Below are 16,550 nucleotides of genomic sequence, written 5' to 3'. Positions count from 1 at the left end.
ACAAATAACGCAATGCTGCCAGGTCCCAAGTCTGACATTAATGCAACCTCACGGCTGGGGAATCAGGGACGCTCTAGGGCACTACTTATCGACCCACTGAGACGGAAATTAAAAAAATTTATCCGGTTTATACAGTCGGTTTTTCGCCACAAACGGCGACAGTCTCTTTGACACTGGTTATTTTTCCCGTCGTGCCAACAAACTAACGGGCGCCTTATTCCTCATGTCTTACGCCGAGTGCTGCATGATTAAGACGACTTGAACTCTCATCGAATCAAATACTACGTATAAATAGCGCCGTGAACGGTCAGTCGTCTTGGATAAAGCGGTAAAGATTTACTCTATATGTCGGCTTTTTAGCCGTGATGCGTAAAAAAGCTGCAAACTTTTCTACGTTACGGCGCAACTATAGCAGGGACACTTTTTTGCAGCAAACTACTTTGATGCAATGTAGAATCTATGTCCTATGAATACAGAAAAAACCCAAGTGCAATTCATCGACATTTCTGATGACATTGCTGGCCAGCGGATCGATAACTTTCTCCGAAATAGGCTTAAAAACGTACCTAAAAGTATGATTTATCGCGTTCTTCGTAAAGGAGAGGTGCGAGTTAATAAAAAACGCATAAAACCGGAGTACAAGTTACAACCGGGTGATGTGATTCGTGTTCCACCTATTAAGATGCCTGAGACGACGCAGGCTGAGGCCCCTAATACCAAGCTAAGCCGTGTGGCTGAACTAGAAAAATGTGTGATTTATGAAGATGATCACATGCTGGTGCTGAATAAACCGTCGGGAACGGCGGTACATGGCGGAAGTGGGCTTCACTTTGGCGCGATTGAGGCCATGAGGGCACTTCGCCCAGATGCGCGTTTTTTAGAACTTGTGCACCGTATTGACCGAGACACGTCAGGTATTTTGCTGATTGCGAAAAAGCGCTCAGCACTCCGCCACCTTCAAGCGCAGTTCAGAGAGAAAACCGTACAAAAGTATTATTACGCGTTGGTGATGGGGAGCTGGAAACCTTCGATGAAGAAGGTAACGGCTCCACTTCTTAAAAATGAAGTGAACAGCATTGTTCGTGTTAACCCGAACGGTAAGCCATCTGAAACGCGTTTCAAGATTTTGGAGCAGTTCCAGCAAGCGACCCTAGTTCAGGCTAGCCCCATCACAGGGCGTACACATCAAATTCGTGTGCACGCGCAATATGCTGGGCATCCATTGGCGTGGGATGACAGATACGGAGACCCACGATTTGATGCATACACTAAGAAGTTCGGATTGAGTCGACTCTTCTTGCATGCTGCGAATATCAAGTTCACGCACCCCGGCACCGAAGCGCTAATGGATATCTCTGCGCCGATGGAGAGAAAACTGGAAAAAGTGCTCGAAGGGTTAAAGAAAGCACCACAAGTTAACTAAATACAGCTCTTGAATTTGTTTGCCGTAAGTTTGGGCGAGGGGGGATGAATGGCTCTCCCCGGATCTTTTGATGATCCGTTCGCGGTTTGAGCCAATCGGGAGTGGAACAACGAAGCGAGAGTGTCGATGTTGGTATGCTTCTCGTTTATTCCCCCGATCAACGACATTTCTGAGGTTGAAACGATTCGGTCTTATTAATCTATATATAGATAAAAGAAAAGCGCGTGGAAACGCGCTTTTCTTTTTCAAACTAGAGCGCCAAGCTAAAGCACCCACATACCTTCTTCCTTTAGCATCTCACAGAGCCGAATTAATGGCAGACCAACCAAGGTATTAGGGTCGCGTCCTTCCAGCCTATTGAACAACGCAATGCCTAAGCTCTCGCATTTAAAGCTGCCTGCACAATCTAAAGGCCGCTCTCTTTCTACGTAGCGCTTTATCTCTTGATCGTTGAGATCGCGAAAGTGTACATGGAAAGGCTCTATATCCGTTTGGGCTTGGCCTGTCCCACTATTTAGTAACGTTAGCCCTGTATAGAAGGTGACATGTTTCCCTGACGCTGCTTTTAGTTGTGAAACGGCATTTTCGATAGTGTGAGGTTTGCCGAGGATCTTCCCCTCGATCACGCAGACTTGATCGGATCCAATAATGAGTGCGTTGGGAAAGGAAGAAACACAGGCTTTGGCTTTTTCTAATGATAATCGCTTAACAAGATCCTCGGCAGACTCACCTTCGATCCGCGACTCATCGATGTCTGGTGAACAGGTTTCAAAGGGAAAATCGAGCTTTTGTAACAGAGATTGGCGATATTTAGAGCCGGAAGCGAGTACGACTGTGTGAATATTCATCTAACGATGCACCTTTATCGGATTATTCGTATACGACGGTCAGTGTAATGTTTTACACTTGCGGTGGCGAGTGGGCATCCGGCTTGCTTGAGCATATAGTGCCCATTCTATTTTCAATTGAGCTAGGTACCTGTTGTAGAGAAACACGTCTTTTCGGCTTTTTGGGTTGTTTTTAACCACCTAGATAGAAGTAGAGGTATAAATTTCTTTGACTCAGGCTACTTTGGAGGCTAGAATTCGCGCCCTATGCAAAAGGTAAAGCTACCGCTAAAGGTTGACCCGTTCAAATGTGCGCAAAAGCGACTCGACTACGATGGTATCTTCGTAGTTAAACAGCTGGAACGCTTGGCGGAATCAACTAAAGGTGTGATCAGTGATTGTGAAGTGAAGCTTTCGTTTGATGTTGATGCTCAAGGGATGAAGACTCTAAGCGGTTCCGCTAAAGTTGACGTCAATCTAGAGTGCCAGCGTTGTTGGGAAGTTTTTCCGCACCACTGTGAAATCGAATTTATTTACAGCCCGGTTTTCAATGAAGATCAGGTTGGCAATTTACCGGATGCTTATGAGCCGGCATTAGTCGACGAAAATGGTGAGATTAACCTACTTCACCTCATCGAAGATGAGTTGATTGTGGCTTTGCCACAGGTTGCCATGCACGAAGTAAGTGACTGTAAAGTTGATACTGATGGTATGGTATATGGGGAAATCCCGCTTGCTGATGAGCGTCCGAATCCATTTGCCGTTTTGAAAAACTTCAAGCAAAAGTAACGAGGAGTAGGGTCCATGGCCGTACAAAAGAGCAAGAAATCACGTTCAATGCGTGGTATGCGTCGTTCACACGATGCGCTAACTACTAGTGCACTGTCTGTAGATGCAACTTCTGGTGAAACTCACCTGCGTCACAACGTGACTGCTGACGGTTTCTACCGTGGCCGCAAGGTAATCAACAAGTAAGGTTGAGCCTTGTCTGGTCTAACCATTGCACTTGATGCGATGGGCGGGGATTTCGGTCCTCAAGTAACAGTGCCTGCCTCCGTGCAGGCATTGTTGCATTATCCCTCGCTAAAAGTCGTACTCGTCGGTGATCAATCCGAGATCACTCGCCAGCTCGTATCGCTGGGTCAAAATAATTCTTCCCGCATAACTGTCATGCATGCGGAATCTTCTATCGCCAATAATACACGACCGTCTCAAGCACTTCGTGCCAGTAAAGGCACATCCATGCGCATTGCATTGGAGTTGGTGGCTGATGGTAAAGCGGATGCATGTGTCAGTGCCGGAAATACCGGTGCGCTTATGGCACTATCCCGCTCGCTGTTAAAACTCCTGCCTGGTATTGATAGGCCTGCGCTTGTGTCAGAGCTGCCAACGGTTGGTGAGCACAAGAGTTGGTTACTCGATTTAGGGGCAAATGTGTCTGTTGATGCTGATACCTTGTTCCAGTTTGCGGTAATGGGAGCGGTGCTTGCAGAAGAACAACTGGGGCGTAAGCCTTCTGTTGGCCTTCTGAATATTGGTGAAGAAGAAATTAAAGGAAACGATCTCGTCAAACGCTGTGCTGAGATGCTGAAGCAGTGTTCTGCGGTCAATTACATCGGCTATGTAGAAGGCGATCAGCTCTACACTGGGAAAGCTGACGTAATTGTCTGCGACGGATTCGTCGGAAACGTAAGCCTCAAGACCAGTGAGGGTGTTGCAAGACTGTTTTTAGACAGCTTAAAAATACATGTTCTCGCTAACCCTCTAAAGAAATTAGTGGCTAAATGGTTATTTGGTAGCCTGTTTGAGCACCTAAATAACCTGAACCCCGACCAGTACAATGGTGCAAGTCTGTTAGGATTGCGCGGCATTGTAGTAAAAAGCCACGGACGTGCTGATATCTCCGCTTTCCAACATGCTATCGGGGAAGCGATTCACGAAGTCGAACGGCAACTACCCAAAAAAATATGTGACCGTTTGGAAGCCGTATTACTCGAGAGGCATTATTAGTCTTCATGTTCAGTAAGATTCTTGGTACAGGCAGCTTTTTGCCTGCGCAAATCCGCTCAAACGCGGATCTCGAAAAAATGGTAGATACAAGTGATGAGTGGATTATCGCTCGCACTGGTATTAAAGAACGCCGAATCGCTGCTGAAAACGAAACAGTGGCGACGATGGGTTATCACGCTGCGTTGAACGCCATTGACGCGGCAGGTATTAATAAACAAGACATCGACTTGATTATTGTTGCTACCACCAGTGGTGAGAGTGCATTCCCCGCCTCTGCTTGTGACGTGCAGAAGAAGTTGGAAATCAGCGGCTGTCCTGCGTTTGATATCGCAGCCGCATGTTCTGGTTTCGTTTATGCATTAAGTGTTGCGGATCAATATATCAAGTCAGGCATGGCGAGAAACGCGCTTGTGATTGGCGCAGATCGTCTGTCGCACACCTGTGATCCAGAAGATCGCGGCACCATTATCCTGTTTGGTGACGGTGCGGGTGCTGTGGTTCTTGGTGCAAGTGAAGAGCCTGGTGTGATCTCTACACACTTACGTGCTGATGGTAAGTTTGGCGATTTGCTGAACCTTAAATACCCTTCTCGCGGCAAGGTTCGTAGCCAAGTTGAGGAAGATGCTTGGTTGGAAATGGCTGGCAACGATGTGTTTAAAGTTGCTGTGACGCAATTGGCGAACATCGTGACTGAAACGCTGGAAGCCAATAACATGGACAAGTCTGAAATCGACTGGTTGGTGCCGCATCAAGCGAACTTCCGCATTATTAAAGCGACAGCGAAAAAACTAGCGATGTCGATGGATCAAGTTGTGATTACCTTAGACAGACACGGTAATACTTCTGCAGCATCAGTGCCGACGGCACTGGATGAAGCGGTGCGTGATGGCCGTATTCAACGCGGACAGACCATCTTGCTTGAAGCATTTGGTGGTGGTTTTGCGTGGGGTTCTGCACTTATAAAATACTAAGATAGCGTGCTTAACATCGGACGTGTTTTAAAAGCCGTTGTCGGTTAAGCATGTTGTCACACCGGATACAGAACAGTTTCGATTTTTGTAAGGATTAAACTATGTCTAACTTTGCTGTGGTATTTCCTGGCCAAGGTTCACAGACCGTTGGCATGCTGGCTGAATTGGCCGAGCAATTTGCTGTGGTAAAAGAGACGTTTGCTGAAGCGTCGGGTGTTTTGGGCTATGACTTGTGGGCTCTGGTGCAAGATGGACCAGACACAGAATTAAACCAAACGCATCGCACACAACCAGCACTGTTGACGTCTTCAGTTGCAATTTGGCGTGTATGGCAGCAAGAGGGTGGTGCTATGCCTTCTGTGATGGCTGGCCACAGCCTTGGTGAATATTCTGCGCTGGTGTGTGCGGGTGTCATCGATTTTAAAGAAGCGGTTAAGTTGGTTGAGCTACGTGGCCAACTGATGCAAGAAGCTGTGCCTGCGGGTGTAGGTGCGATGTCTGCGATTATCGGTTTGGACAACGAAGCAATTGCCAAAGCCTGTGAAGAAGCAGCACAAGGTCAAGTGGTATCGCCAGTCAACTTCAATTTTCCAGGCCAAGTCGTTATTGCAGGGAATAAAGAAGCGGTTGAGCGTGCAAACGTACTTTGTAAAGAAGCGGGTGCAAAACGCGCGTTGCCTTTACCTGTATCCGTGCCTTCTCACTGTGCACTAATGAAACCTGCGGCGGATAAACTGGCCATTGCACTGAACGATCTTGAATTCTCGACGCCATCAATTCCGGTTATTAATAACGCAGATGTTGTCGCAGCCACTGATCCGGCAGAAATTAAAAATGCACTTGTTCGTCAACTATACGGCCCAGTTCGTTGGACTGAGGGTTGTGAAAAAATGGCAAACGAAGGTGTAGAACTGTTGCTCGAAATGGGACCAGGTAAAGTATTGACTGGTCTAGCAAAGCGTATCGACAAACGTCTGAGCGCAGCAGCAGTAAACGATCCAGCTTCACTGGAAGCGGCTAAGTAAATTCTGGGATATGCGGCCGATACGCTAGCGGCGCTTAATTAAGGAACGAAAACTCATGAACCTGAACGGTAAAATTGCTCTTGTTACGGGTGCGAGCCGTGGTATTGGTCGCGCGATTGCGGAAATTCTCGTAGAGCGTGGTGCTACTGTTGTTGGCACTGCAACTTCTGAGAGCGGTGCCGCAGCAATCAGCGATTATCTGGGCGAAAATGGCAAAGGCTACGCGCTGAATGTCACGTCAGCTGAATCAATTGAAACAGTACTGAAAGCAGTAAAAGAAGAATTTGGCGATATTGATATCCTTGTCAATAATGCTGGTATTACTCGTGATAACTTACTGATGCGTATGAAAGATGACGAGTGGATGGATATCATGGATACCAACCTGACGTCTATCTTCCGTATGTCTAAAGCTGTACTACGTGCAATGATGAAAAAGCGCAATGGTCGTATCATCAATGTTGGCTCAGTCGTTGGTACTATGGGTAATGCTGGTCAAACCAACTACTCTGCAGCAAAAGCTGGAGTTGTGGGCTTCACCAAATCTATGGCACGTGAAGTTGCATCTCGCGGAATTACCGTAAATACTGTAGCCCCAGGTTTCATTGAAACTGACATGACTAAAGCGCTGAATGATGATCAGCGCGCGGCGACATTGGCTCAAGTACCTGCTGGACGTTTGGGTGCACCGCGTGAAATTGCAGCAACAGTGGCTTTCTTAGCTTCTGACGATGCAGCATATATTACAGGTGAGACACTGCACGTTAACGGCGGCATGTACATGATTTAAACATTAAAGTTGCAACTCAAAATGACACAGGTCAAAATCCGGCTGTTTATAGAGCAAATCGTGGTTTGACCAGCATTATGGGTGTTGCAACTTCCACGTTATTGAATAAACTACTGCACATATCGCATCTGCGAATCTTGTAAGGAATAGTATTAATATGAGCAACATCGAAGAACGCGTAAAAAAAATCATCGTTGAGCAACTGGGCGTAGACGAAGCTGAAGTTAAAAACGAAGCATCTTTCGTTGACGATCTGGGTGCAGACTCACTGGACACAGTTGAGCTAGTTATGGCTTTGGAAGAAGAATTCGATACTGAGATTCCAGACGAAGAAGCAGAGAAGATTACTACTGTTCAAGCTGCTATCGACTACGTTGTTGGCGCGTCTGAGTAATCAGAAAAAGATCCTCCCAGGCGGTCACCTTGACCGCCTGAGTTTTTTCTAACACCCCGTAATTTAGTAATATCACCTTTTTCTCCGGAGAATATCATCGTGTCTAAGCGTCGTGTAGTTGTCACTGGCATGGGGATGTTATCGCCTGTAGGTAACACCGTTGAATCATCTTGGAAAGCGCTGTTGGCTGGCCAGAGTGGCATCCAGACTATCCAGCATTTCGATACTGAAGGTTTTGCAACCAAGTTTGCTGGCCTGGTAAATGATTTCAACTGTGAAGATTACATCTCTAAAAAAGATGCTAAAAAAATGGATATCTTTATCCAATACGGCATTGCTGCAAGTGCGCAAGCATTTGAAGATTCAGGTTTGGAGATCACAGAAGAAAACGCAGACCGCATTGGCGTAGCCATCGGTTCTGGTATTGGTGGTCTTGGTCTGATTGAAGCTAACCACCGTGCGTATGTCGATAAAGGCCCTCGCAAAATCAGCCCGTTTTTTGTACCGTCGACCATCGTTAACATGATCGCCGGTCACGTTTCTATTAATTACGGCCTACGTGGTCCTAACATCGCGATTTCTACTGCGTGTACCACGGGTCTGCATAACATTGGTCACGCTGCACGTATGATTGCATACGGCGACGCGGACGCAATGGTAGCTGGTGGTGCTGAAAAGGCATCGACTGAGCTGGGTATCGGTGGCTTCGCAGCAGCGAAAGCACTGTCAACCCGTAACGATGACCCTCAAGCAGCGTCACGCCCTTGGGACAAAGACCGTGACGGTTTTGTTCTGGGTGATGGTGCGGGCGTCATGGTTCTGGAAGAATATGAGCACGCAAAAGCACGCGGCGCAAAAATCTACTGTGAGCTAGTTGGCTTCGGTATGAGTGGCGATGCTTACCACATGACATCTCCAAGTGCAGATGGTTCAGGTGGCGCATTGGCAATGAAAGCTGCTTTGCGTGACGCTGGTATCAGTGGCGATGACATCGGTTATGTTAACGCACACGGTACATCGACGCCTGCGGGTGACGTTGCAGAAACCAAAGGTGTTCGTCTTGCTCTGGGTGCAGCAGCAGACAACGTCATGGTCTCTTCTACTAAGTCTATGACGGGCCACTTGCTGGGAGCAGCAGGCTCTGTAGAAGCAATTATCACAGCAATGTCTTTGGTTGACCAAGCGGTACCACCAACCATCAACTTGGATAACGTTGATGAAGGCTGTGATTTGGACTATGTACCTCACGAAGCGCGTCAAATAAAGATGGATTACGCATTGTGTAACTCATTTGGCTTCGGTGGAACCAATGGCTCATTGATCTTCAAAAAAATCTAAGCGTATTTGTCCGCTTAGCTTTTTGGCGGATGAGGTTTTTGGCCCGTTAGGTTTTTGATAGAATACGACGGCCCGGTATAACAATACCGGGCCGTTTTTTTGCTCTAGGATGGCTGCATGATTCTTTTGAACGGCTCACCGGAAACGCGAATCGACATTGCTGACAGAGGATTTCAATATGGAGATGGTTGTTACACCACCATGTTGGCACGTCATGGCAAGATACTAGCGCTTCCGCTTCACATCGCTCGTTTGATGTCTAACACGCAAGCATTAGCGATTAACGTGTCAAATTGGCAGGAAATCGAATCTTGGGTTAACGACGTTGCACTTTCCACAGAGTCAGACAATAACGCTGTTATCAAAGTACTTGTATCGAGAGGCGTCGGGGGACGTGGCTACAGTCCTTCCGGCTGCTCGTCGCCAACAATCGTTGTATCTTCCCATGCTTTTCCTCCCGCTTACTCCTTATGGAAAGAGAAAGGCATCAACACCCTTATTTTGGATACCCAGCTTGGCTTGTCGCCACTGGCGGGTATTAAGCATTTAAACCGTCTCGAACAGGTGCTGATAAAAAAAGAGGTCGAAGAGCGGGGTGCAGACGATGGACTTGTTTGCGATTTGAACGGAAACCTTGTTGAAGCGTCAGCGTCGAACATTTTTTGGCGAAAAGGTCGAACCTTGTATACTCCTGACCTTACGCTTTCCGGTGTAGAAGGTACAATGCGCCGACAGATCATTGAATCTGCACCCGACTGTGGTTATCAGGTTGAGATTGCCATAGAGAAGCCTGATGTGCTGTGGGACGCGGACGAAGTGTTTATAACAAACGCAGTGATGGGTATTGTGCCAATTCGCTGTATAGAAAGAACAAACTACAACGATTTTGACGCTTGTAGAGCACTTACTTTGAGGTTGAATGCGTGATTAAAAAACTTGCGCTGTTTATTTTGTTGTTAGCGCTAGCCGGAGCAGGAGGCGCTTACTGGGCCTACGGCCAAATTGAAGGCTATGTTGCGGGCCCCATCAATTCTGAAAACGAAACGCTGATTGTGGTACCCGAGGGTGCTAATTACCACTCATTTACGCGCAAACTCGTTGCCGAAAAAGTTATAGATGCGTCTCCTTGGGCACGCTGGGCAGCAAAGACACATCCAGAGTTGACCAAACTGAAAGCGGGTACTTATCTAGTCGAGCCCGGTACATCGCTGGGCGATCTTTTTGCGGTGGTTCGTTCAGGCAAAGAACACCAATTTTCGATTACTTTCGTTGAAGGCAGCACGTTTAAAGAGTGGCGAGAAGAGCTTGCTGCCAGTGATTACCTTGAGCACGATACGACGGAACTTTCTGAAAAACAGATTGCGCAAAAGCTGGGATTGGAAGGTGACAAGGTTGAAGGGCTATTGTTACCGGAAACCTATCATTATGTGGCGGGTGAAAGTGATTTATCTGTCCTTAAGCGTGCCAATACCCAATTGGAGCGAGCTTTAGAGGATGCATGGGGTAACAGAGAGAAAGGACTGCCAATTAAGTCCGAATACGAATTGTTAACCTTGGCCTCCATCATTGAAAAAGAAACAGCCGTTGATGCAGAGCGCGAGAAAGTGGCTTCTGTGTTTGTAAACCGTTTAAACAAGCGTATGCGCCTTCAGACTGACCCAACAGTTATCTACGGAATGGGCGATAAATATGATGGCAATATACGCAAGAAAGATTTACGTACACCGACCCCGTACAATACGTATGTGATTTTCGGCTTACCACCCACGCCGATCGCAATGCCGGGTAAGGCTTCCATTGTGGCTGCGGCTAAACCTGCAGATACGCCTTACTTCTATTTTGTGGCAGACGGTTTAGGCGGACACAAGTTTTCTAAAACGCTCACGGAACATAACCGTGCAGTTAGACAGTATCTCAAGACATTAAGAAACCAATGAATAACGGAAAATTTATCGTCGTAGAAGGGTTGGAAGGCGCGGGTAAAACCACGGCTATCCACAATGTGATTGAAACTCTGAAAGCCCAAGGGATTGCGGATATCGAAACAACGCGTGAGCCAGGTGGAACGCCGCTTGCTGAGCAAATGCGTGCGCTGGTTAAAGAGGGTCACCCAGATGAACCACTGACGGACATGGCTGAATTACTGCTGTTGTACGCAGCACGTATTCAGTTGGCTGATAATGTCATTAAACCTGCGCTAAATCGCGGTGCGTATGTTGTTGGTGATCGTCATGACATGTCGTCTCAAGCGTATCAAGGTGGCGGTCGTGGATTTGATAAAACATTGATGGCCAATCTTCGCGATACTGTCCTTGGTGATTTTCGCCCGGATTTCACCTTGTATATGGATTTGGATCCAGCGATAGGCCTATCTCGCGCAAAGGCGCGTGGCGAATTGGATCGTATTGAAAAAATGCAGTTGGATTTCTTCCACCGTACTCGCGAACGCTACCTCGAATTAGCGAATGCAGACGCGAGTATTGTTATCATTGATGCCTCACAGAGCATTGAACAAGTATCTGCGGACATCAAAGCAGCGTTGGAGAAATGGCTAAATCATGCTGGCTAAGGTTTACCCGTGGCACAACGAAATTTGGCACAACTGGCAACAGCTTCTAAGTCAGGATCGGCTTCATCATGCCGTTTTGTTGAGTGCGCCCAAAGGCAGTGGTAAACAGGAACTTTCTGCGATGTTGGCAAAAACTATTCTTTGTAAAAACGGAATAGTGGAGCCTTGCGGTATTTGCCATAGTTGCCAACTGTTCGATGCTGAAACGCATCCAGACTTTCATTGGTTAAGACCGGAAGCGGAAGGCAAACAACTCGGTGTTGATGTTATTCGAGCTGGTAACAAGTATGCGTGGGAAACATCTCAACTCGGTGGACAGCGCGTTATTCTGGTTCAAAATGCCGACAGGATGGGGGAGGCTGCCGCCAATGCGTTGTTGAAAACGCTTGAAGAGCCGCCGGCTAATTGCCACTTTATCTTGCTAACAGAATCGATGGACAGTATGTTGCCAACGGTTGTCAGCCGCTGCAATAAATGGAAGCCCAAGATGCCGGAAGAGTCCGTGGCAAAGCGTTGGGTGGAATCGGAACTGTTCGAGTCTGTACCCTTGCAGGTGATTAGGATTAATCGTGGCGCACCGCTTGCCGCGAAAGCGTTTATAGACAAAGGCAGTGCTGGAAAACATGAAGCGCTGTTGTCTGCCTTTTCCAAATACCTCACGGAGAAGCAAGGCATCTTCGATGTCACTGACTGTATCTTGAAGTCTGATCGTGACGGTTTGAAATGGCTTAGTTTTTTACTGTTGGATGTTATCAAAATCCAACAGGGTACTCATGAAGCTCTCGTGCATTGTGACAGCGAAAAAATGCTCATGGCTCTGGCTGAGTCGTTGTCACATAGCAAAGTCATTCAGCAATTGATGGCATTGAATAAGCTTAAAGCGGAAATGGTAAAGCACACTGGCCTGAACAGTGAACTGTTGATAAGCCGTTGGCTGAGCGATTTCTGATAGAGAGGCTCCGCTCAGGAGCCGCTCTTTTACTAACCTCTTTTTTACTCCCCTGCAAATTCTTTCTATTTCGTTATATAATCCGCCCCTTTCAAACAAGACTCAATCGGAGAAAGTGACGTGCTAGTCGACTCGCATTGCCACCTTGATAAATTAAACTACGAAGACCTGCACACTGATGTGGCTGCGGTTGTCGATAACGCTAAACAACGTGGCGTGGATTATTTGCTGTCAGTCGGCGTAACGCTGAAAAGCTTTCCTAAGATGATGGATATGATCCGCCCTTTTGACAATGTGTTCGCATCTTGCGGTGTGCACCCTCTCGATATAGAGGAAGGATTCGATTACGAAACGCTAAAAGCATTAGCGTCTGACGAGCGTGTTGTCGCTATAGGTGAAACTGGCCTTGATTATCACTATCAGCCTGAATTAGCTGAGAAGCAAAAAGATGCCTTCCGCCTGCATGTACGTCTAGCAGTGGAGCTTAACAAGCCATTGATCATTCACACCCGAATGGCGCGTGAAGATACCCTGCAAATCCTGCGAGAAGAGAATGCAGAGAAAGTGGGAGGGGTACTTCACTGCTTTACCGAAAGCTATGAAATGGCCGAAGCAGCAATTGAGCTGGGTTTCTACATTTCGATCTCGGGTATCGTGACATTTAATAAAGCGTCAGAACTGAAAGATGTGGTGCGTCGTTTGCCACTGGAACGTTTGTTAGTAGAAACGGACTCGCCGTATCTGGCTCCTATACCGTTTCGTGGTAAAGAGAACCAACCGGCTTATGTTCGTGAAGTCGCAGAATATGTTGGGTTGCTGAAAGGTGTGTCAGGCGATGAAGTCGCTAGAATAACCACTGAGAATTTCTTTACGCTTTTCTCGAAAGCGAAGAAATAATAAAGAACCGAGCGATGACGCTCGGTTTTTTATTTCCTACGATTATTTCACCCTCTTTGGTTGCGAAGATTCAACGTTACAAATCGCACATCGTTTTTGGCCAAGGTTACATATCCGAACCCGTAGTTTTAATTTGTTGATCTTTATCAAATTACAGCGTAACTCCTACGATGCAATACCACTTATTTCGTTACATTAAAAAACAAAGGTGGCGCACATCTTCGAACTTCCTTAAAAAAGGAAAACCCTGCCTGATATTTAATTTAACTCTTTTAAAACAATGATATAAGGAGTATCAAAACTGCTATTAGTTGGTCTCGGCATGTGATCTATATTTAGTTTCTGAACACTTAACACGTGTTACGTAGAGTCTCTGAAATCGCAGCCCTATATTACTCCTCGAATTACATTGTTGCTGGGTTGTCGAGAGCTCGTAATCGCACTGAGTTCAAGCACAACTCATCATTTTCAGGAGCAAATTTATGTTTAAGAACCTGTTTGCCAATGCGCAAAAAGTCGGTAAGGCACTGATGCTGCCAGTATCGGTTTTGCCAGTAGCGGGTATCCTTCTTGGGGTAGGTGCTGCGAACTTTAGCTGGATGCCAGACGTTGTTTCTCATTTGATGGAACAAGCGGGTGGATCTGTATTCGGTCAAATGCCATTGCTGTTCGCAATTGGTGTAGCACTAGGCTTTACAAATAACGATGGTGTAGCAGCACTTTCTGCAACCGTCGGTTACGGCATCATGGTGGCGACGCTGAAAGTTATGGCGGACGTACACGGTGTTGCAGGTATCGATACGGGCGTACTAGGCGGCATCTTAGTCGGTGGCGTAGCAGGTTGGGCGTTTAACCGCTTCTTCCGTATTCAGCTACCAGAGTACCTGGGCTTCTTCGCTGGTAAGCGTTTCGTACCAATCATGACTGGCTTATGTTCAATTGCGCTGGGCTTGGTTTTGTCTTTGATTTGGCCACCAATCGGTGCAGCAATCGCGACGTTCTCTGATTGGGCTGCTAACCAAAACCCTGTTGCTGCATTTGGTATCTACGGCGTTATCGAGCGTTCACTGATCCCGTTCGGCCTGCACCACATCTGGAACGTACCATTCTTCTACGAAGCAGGTTCTTGTGTAAACAAAGCGGGTGAAGCAGCTCACGGTATTATGACGTGCTTCCTGACTGCAGACGATGCGTCTCGTGCAGCAGGTAACGGCTTCGGTCAGCTTGCAGGTGGTTACTTGTTCAAGATGTTCGGTCTGCCAGCAGCAGCATTCGCAATCTGGCACTCAGCGAAGCCTGAGAACCGTGCGAAAGTTGCAGGTATCATGATTTCAGCCGCTCTGACTTCATTCCTAACAGGTATTACTGAACCAATCGAATTCGCATTCTTGTTCGTTGCACCAGTTCTGTACGTCATCCACGCAGTTCTTGCTGGTCTGGCTTACGTTATCACTAACTCTCTGGGTATCGTACACGGACACACTTTCTCAAATGGCTTCATTGATTTCATCGTTCAGTCGCCTAACGCACAAAACATGGGTCTGCTGGTTGTTATGGGTCTTATCTACGCGGTGATTTACTATGTAGTATTCCGCGTGGTAATTCGAGTGATGGATCTGAAAACACCAGGCCGTGAAGACGAAGAGCAAGAAACAGTTGCAACTGGCGAAGTATCTGACATGGCAAAAGATTTGGTAATGGCGTTCGGCGGTAAAGAGAACATCACAAATCTGGATGCTTGTATCACCCGTCTTCGTGTTGCAGTAGCAAGCGTTGAGAAGGTAGACCAAGACAAACTGAAACAACTGGGCGCAGCAGGTGTTGTTGTTGCTGGTGGTGGTGTTCAGGCTATCTTTGGTACTAAATCTGACAACCTTAAGTCAGATATGGATGAATGGATCCGCAATAACTAATATCAACGAATATTCCCCCTATACGTTGATGAAAAAAGGAGAGCCTAGGCTCTCCTTTTCTTTTTCGGTAATTGTCGCTCAGAACGTTACAACGCCACAAAGAACAACATCAAGATTGGCACCAGTAGACTCAGAATAAATCCGCTTACGATGGCAATAGGGACACAGCGGATACCGCCCGCGGTTTGGATAATTGGCAGTGTAAAGTCCATCGACGTTGCACCACCATAACCAATAGCGGTTAAAGGATAGCGACCGATAAGCAGAGGAATGAGCATGATGGCAACCAGTTCCCTTGCCAGTTCAAGTAGGAAAGATGCCCCTCCGTATACAGGACCCAACGCATCTCCCATCAAAATGCCTGCTAGAGAGTACCAACCGAAGCCCGATGCCATTGCCAAGCCGTAGTTGTATGGCAGGTCTAGCATCCACGCGGCAATGAGTTCTCCCATCCATGATGTTAGAATGATGGTCACCGCGATGCTCAATCCTTTCTTATTCAGCACGATTTGTTTTAGCGTCATACCGCTATTACGGAGTTGAATACCGATGAGCAGTAACAAAACAAGAAGAATGCCCTCGCTGGCTGGGTCAACCCAATCAAGAGAAATTGGCAATACTAGCCCTGCGATCAAGCCACCAATCACGACGAATACCAATTTCAATGACTCTTTCGCCATGGCAGATAATGGAATGTCGCGTTTGTGCTGTTCGGTCTTGGTTTTCATCACCAAATCAAGAAGTGGCAAAGCCAGTAAATTCATGGAACCAATACAGAGGAAAAAGGTGAGAGCAAAAAGGAGGATTTGATTTAGATTGCTGGAGAGGTCGTCAAGCCCTGCGAGACTGAGGCCCATAAGGCCAAGAATAACGAACACCAAATGCGACGTTGAGCGATTGATTTTGTCGAGAAGCGTAGGGCTTTTTATTGGGACTAAGTAGCCGACAACCAAAGGAATAAAAATATATAACATGCCGGTGTTACCGCCGATGTAAAATTGACCCACCTGAGACAAAATGTCTGTTCGTTTCATGGATAAAACGGCGGACTATGATCAATCAGGAGCAACTAGTGGATATACACGTTTTACATCAACAGGGCCAAAGCATCCGCCGTATCGCAAAGACGTTGGGTGTATCTAGAAACACGGTGAGAGTTTACCTTAGGAATAAAGACAGACTTCCTGTGTACCCCGAACGTCAGTCACGCCCGTCGAAGCTAGACCCCTATTACGATTATTTACTTGGTCGCATTGAAGCAGCAAAGCCACATTGGATACCTGCCACCGTTCTTTTGCGTGAGATTAAGGCATTAGGTTATGACGGCGGGATCACCATGCTTAAAGAACGCATCAAACAATACAAACCGACTGTACCTGCCGATCCTGTCGTGCGCTTCGAGACTGAACCAGGACAGCAGATGCAAGTGGACTTCACGACGATC

18 protein-coding genes are annotated in these 16,550 nt (G+C 47.0%); 16 read left to right on the top strand and 2 right to left on the bottom strand.

Translation table 11 applies throughout. The features are described 5' to 3' along the window. Nucleotides 1-466: 466 nt before the first annotated feature. On the top strand, nt 467-1,423 hold the full coding sequence (gene rluC, locus B5D35_RS16130; RefSeq protein ID WP_078753567.1) for a 23S rRNA pseudouridine(955/2504/2580) synthase RluC: 957 nt from the start codon (nt 467-469) through the stop codon (nt 1,421-1,423). A gap of 263 nt (nt 1,424-1,686) precedes the next feature. On the opposite strand, the gene B5D35_RS16125 is transcribed toward rluC, so the two are convergent. After that, the gene (locus B5D35_RS16125) at nt 1,687-2,271 is read right to left on the bottom strand and encodes a Maf family protein (RefSeq protein ID WP_078753566.1); all 585 of its coding nucleotides are present in this window, start codon (nt 2,269-2,271) and stop codon (nt 1,687-1,689) included. A gap of 246 nt (nt 2,272-2,517) precedes the next feature. On the opposite strand from B5D35_RS16125, the gene yceD reads away from it, so the two are divergent. From yceD to ptsG, 14 genes are all read left to right on the top strand, one after another. Beyond that, nucleotides 2,518-3,039 carry a 23S rRNA accumulation protein YceD gene (yceD, locus tag B5D35_RS16120; RefSeq protein WP_078753565.1) on the top strand — a complete coding sequence of 174 codons (522 nt, stop codon included), beginning with the start codon at nt 2,518-2,520 and terminating at the stop codon, nt 3,037-3,039. 15 nt (nt 3,040-3,054) lie between these two features. Further along, complete coding sequence (gene rpmF / locus B5D35_RS16115) at nt 3,055-3,225, top strand: 50S ribosomal protein L32 (protein WP_016961383.1); 171 nt, start codon at nt 3,055-3,057, stop codon at nt 3,223-3,225. A gap of 9 nt (nt 3,226-3,234) precedes the next feature. After that, complete coding sequence (plsX, locus tag B5D35_RS16110) at nt 3,235-4,260, top strand: phosphate acyltransferase PlsX (protein WP_078753564.1); 1,026 nt, start codon at nt 3,235-3,237, stop codon at nt 4,258-4,260. Nucleotides 4,261-4,265: 5 nt separating this feature from the next. Further along, nucleotides 4,266-5,231: a beta-ketoacyl-ACP synthase III gene (locus tag B5D35_RS16105; protein WP_078753563.1), complete on the top strand. Its 966-nt coding sequence runs from the start codon at nt 4,266-4,268 to the stop codon at nt 5,229-5,231. 101 nt (nt 5,232-5,332) lie between these two features. Continuing rightward, on the top strand, nt 5,333-6,256 hold the full coding sequence (gene fabD, locus B5D35_RS16100; protein ID WP_078753562.1) for an ACP S-malonyltransferase: 924 nt from the start codon (nt 5,333-5,335) through the stop codon (nt 6,254-6,256). Nucleotides 6,257-6,311: 55 nt separating this feature from the next. Further along, nucleotides 6,312-7,046: a 3-oxoacyl-ACP reductase FabG gene (gene fabG, locus B5D35_RS16095; protein ID WP_078753561.1), complete on the top strand. Its 735-nt coding sequence runs from the start codon at nt 6,312-6,314 to the stop codon at nt 7,044-7,046. Nucleotides 7,047-7,203: 157 nt separating this feature from the next. After that, a complete protein-coding gene (gene acpP / locus B5D35_RS16090) occupies nt 7,204-7,440 on the top strand; it encodes an acyl carrier protein (protein ID WP_007467184.1) in 237 nt (78 codons plus the stop codon). A 99-nt stretch (nt 7,441-7,539) separates the two neighbouring features. Continuing rightward, a complete protein-coding gene (fabF, locus tag B5D35_RS16085) occupies nt 7,540-8,778 on the top strand; it encodes a beta-ketoacyl-ACP synthase II (protein WP_078753560.1) in 1,239 nt (412 codons plus the stop codon). A 117-nt stretch (nt 8,779-8,895) separates the two neighbouring features. Next, a complete protein-coding gene (pabC, locus tag B5D35_RS16080; protein WP_078753559.1) occupies nt 8,896-9,705 on the top strand; it encodes an aminodeoxychorismate lyase in 810 nt (269 codons plus the stop codon). Beyond that, the gene (mltG, locus tag B5D35_RS16075; protein ID WP_078753558.1) at nt 9,702-10,715 is read left to right on the top strand and encodes an endolytic transglycosylase MltG; all 1,014 of its coding nucleotides are present in this window, start codon (nt 9,702-9,704) and stop codon (nt 10,713-10,715) included. Before pabC ends, mltG begins: the two co-directional genes overlap by 4 nt. Next, nucleotides 10,712-11,347, top strand: coding sequence for a dTMP kinase (gene tmk / locus B5D35_RS16070; RefSeq protein WP_078753557.1), 636 nt, complete (start codon nt 10,712-10,714; stop codon nt 11,345-11,347). The genes mltG and tmk overlap by 4 nt, the downstream gene beginning before the upstream one ends. Then, a complete protein-coding gene (holB, locus tag B5D35_RS16065) occupies nt 11,337-12,296 on the top strand; it encodes a DNA polymerase III subunit delta' (protein ID WP_078753556.1) in 960 nt (319 codons plus the stop codon). The genes tmk and holB overlap by 11 nt, the downstream gene beginning before the upstream one ends. Nucleotides 12,297-12,416: 120 nt before the next feature. Continuing rightward, nucleotides 12,417-13,193 (top strand): TatD family hydrolase, encoded by a 777-nt coding sequence (locus B5D35_RS16060; RefSeq protein ID WP_078753555.1) that lies wholly within the window; start codon nt 12,417-12,419, stop codon nt 13,191-13,193. A 482-nt stretch (nt 13,194-13,675) separates the two neighbouring features. Further along, nucleotides 13,676-15,106, top strand: a complete 1,431-nt coding sequence (ptsG, locus tag B5D35_RS16055; RefSeq protein ID WP_078753554.1) for a PTS glucose transporter subunit IIBC — start codon at nt 13,676-13,678, stop codon at nt 15,104-15,106. Between the two features lie 86 nt (nt 15,107-15,192). Here ptsG and B5D35_RS16050 read toward each other — a convergent pair whose 3' ends face one another. Continuing rightward, nucleotides 15,193-16,140, bottom strand: a complete 948-nt coding sequence (locus tag B5D35_RS16050) for a LysO family transporter (RefSeq protein WP_078753553.1) — start codon at nt 16,138-16,140, stop codon at nt 15,193-15,195. A 17-nt stretch (nt 16,141-16,157) separates the two neighbouring features. Between B5D35_RS16050 and B5D35_RS16045 the strand changes: the two genes are divergently transcribed. After that, on the top strand, nt 16,158-16,550 hold a 393-nt coding region (locus B5D35_RS16045; protein WP_139367789.1), incomplete at its 3' end, for a helix-turn-helix domain-containing protein.

Source organism: Enterovibrio nigricans DSM 22720 (assembly GCF_900167155.1).
In the GTDB taxonomy this organism is placed as follows: Bacteria; Pseudomonadota; Gammaproteobacteria; order Enterobacterales; family Vibrionaceae; genus Enterovibrio; species Enterovibrio nigricans.
Note: the sequence above shows the minus strand (reverse complement) of the source record. Positions and strands in the feature narration are given on the sequence as shown.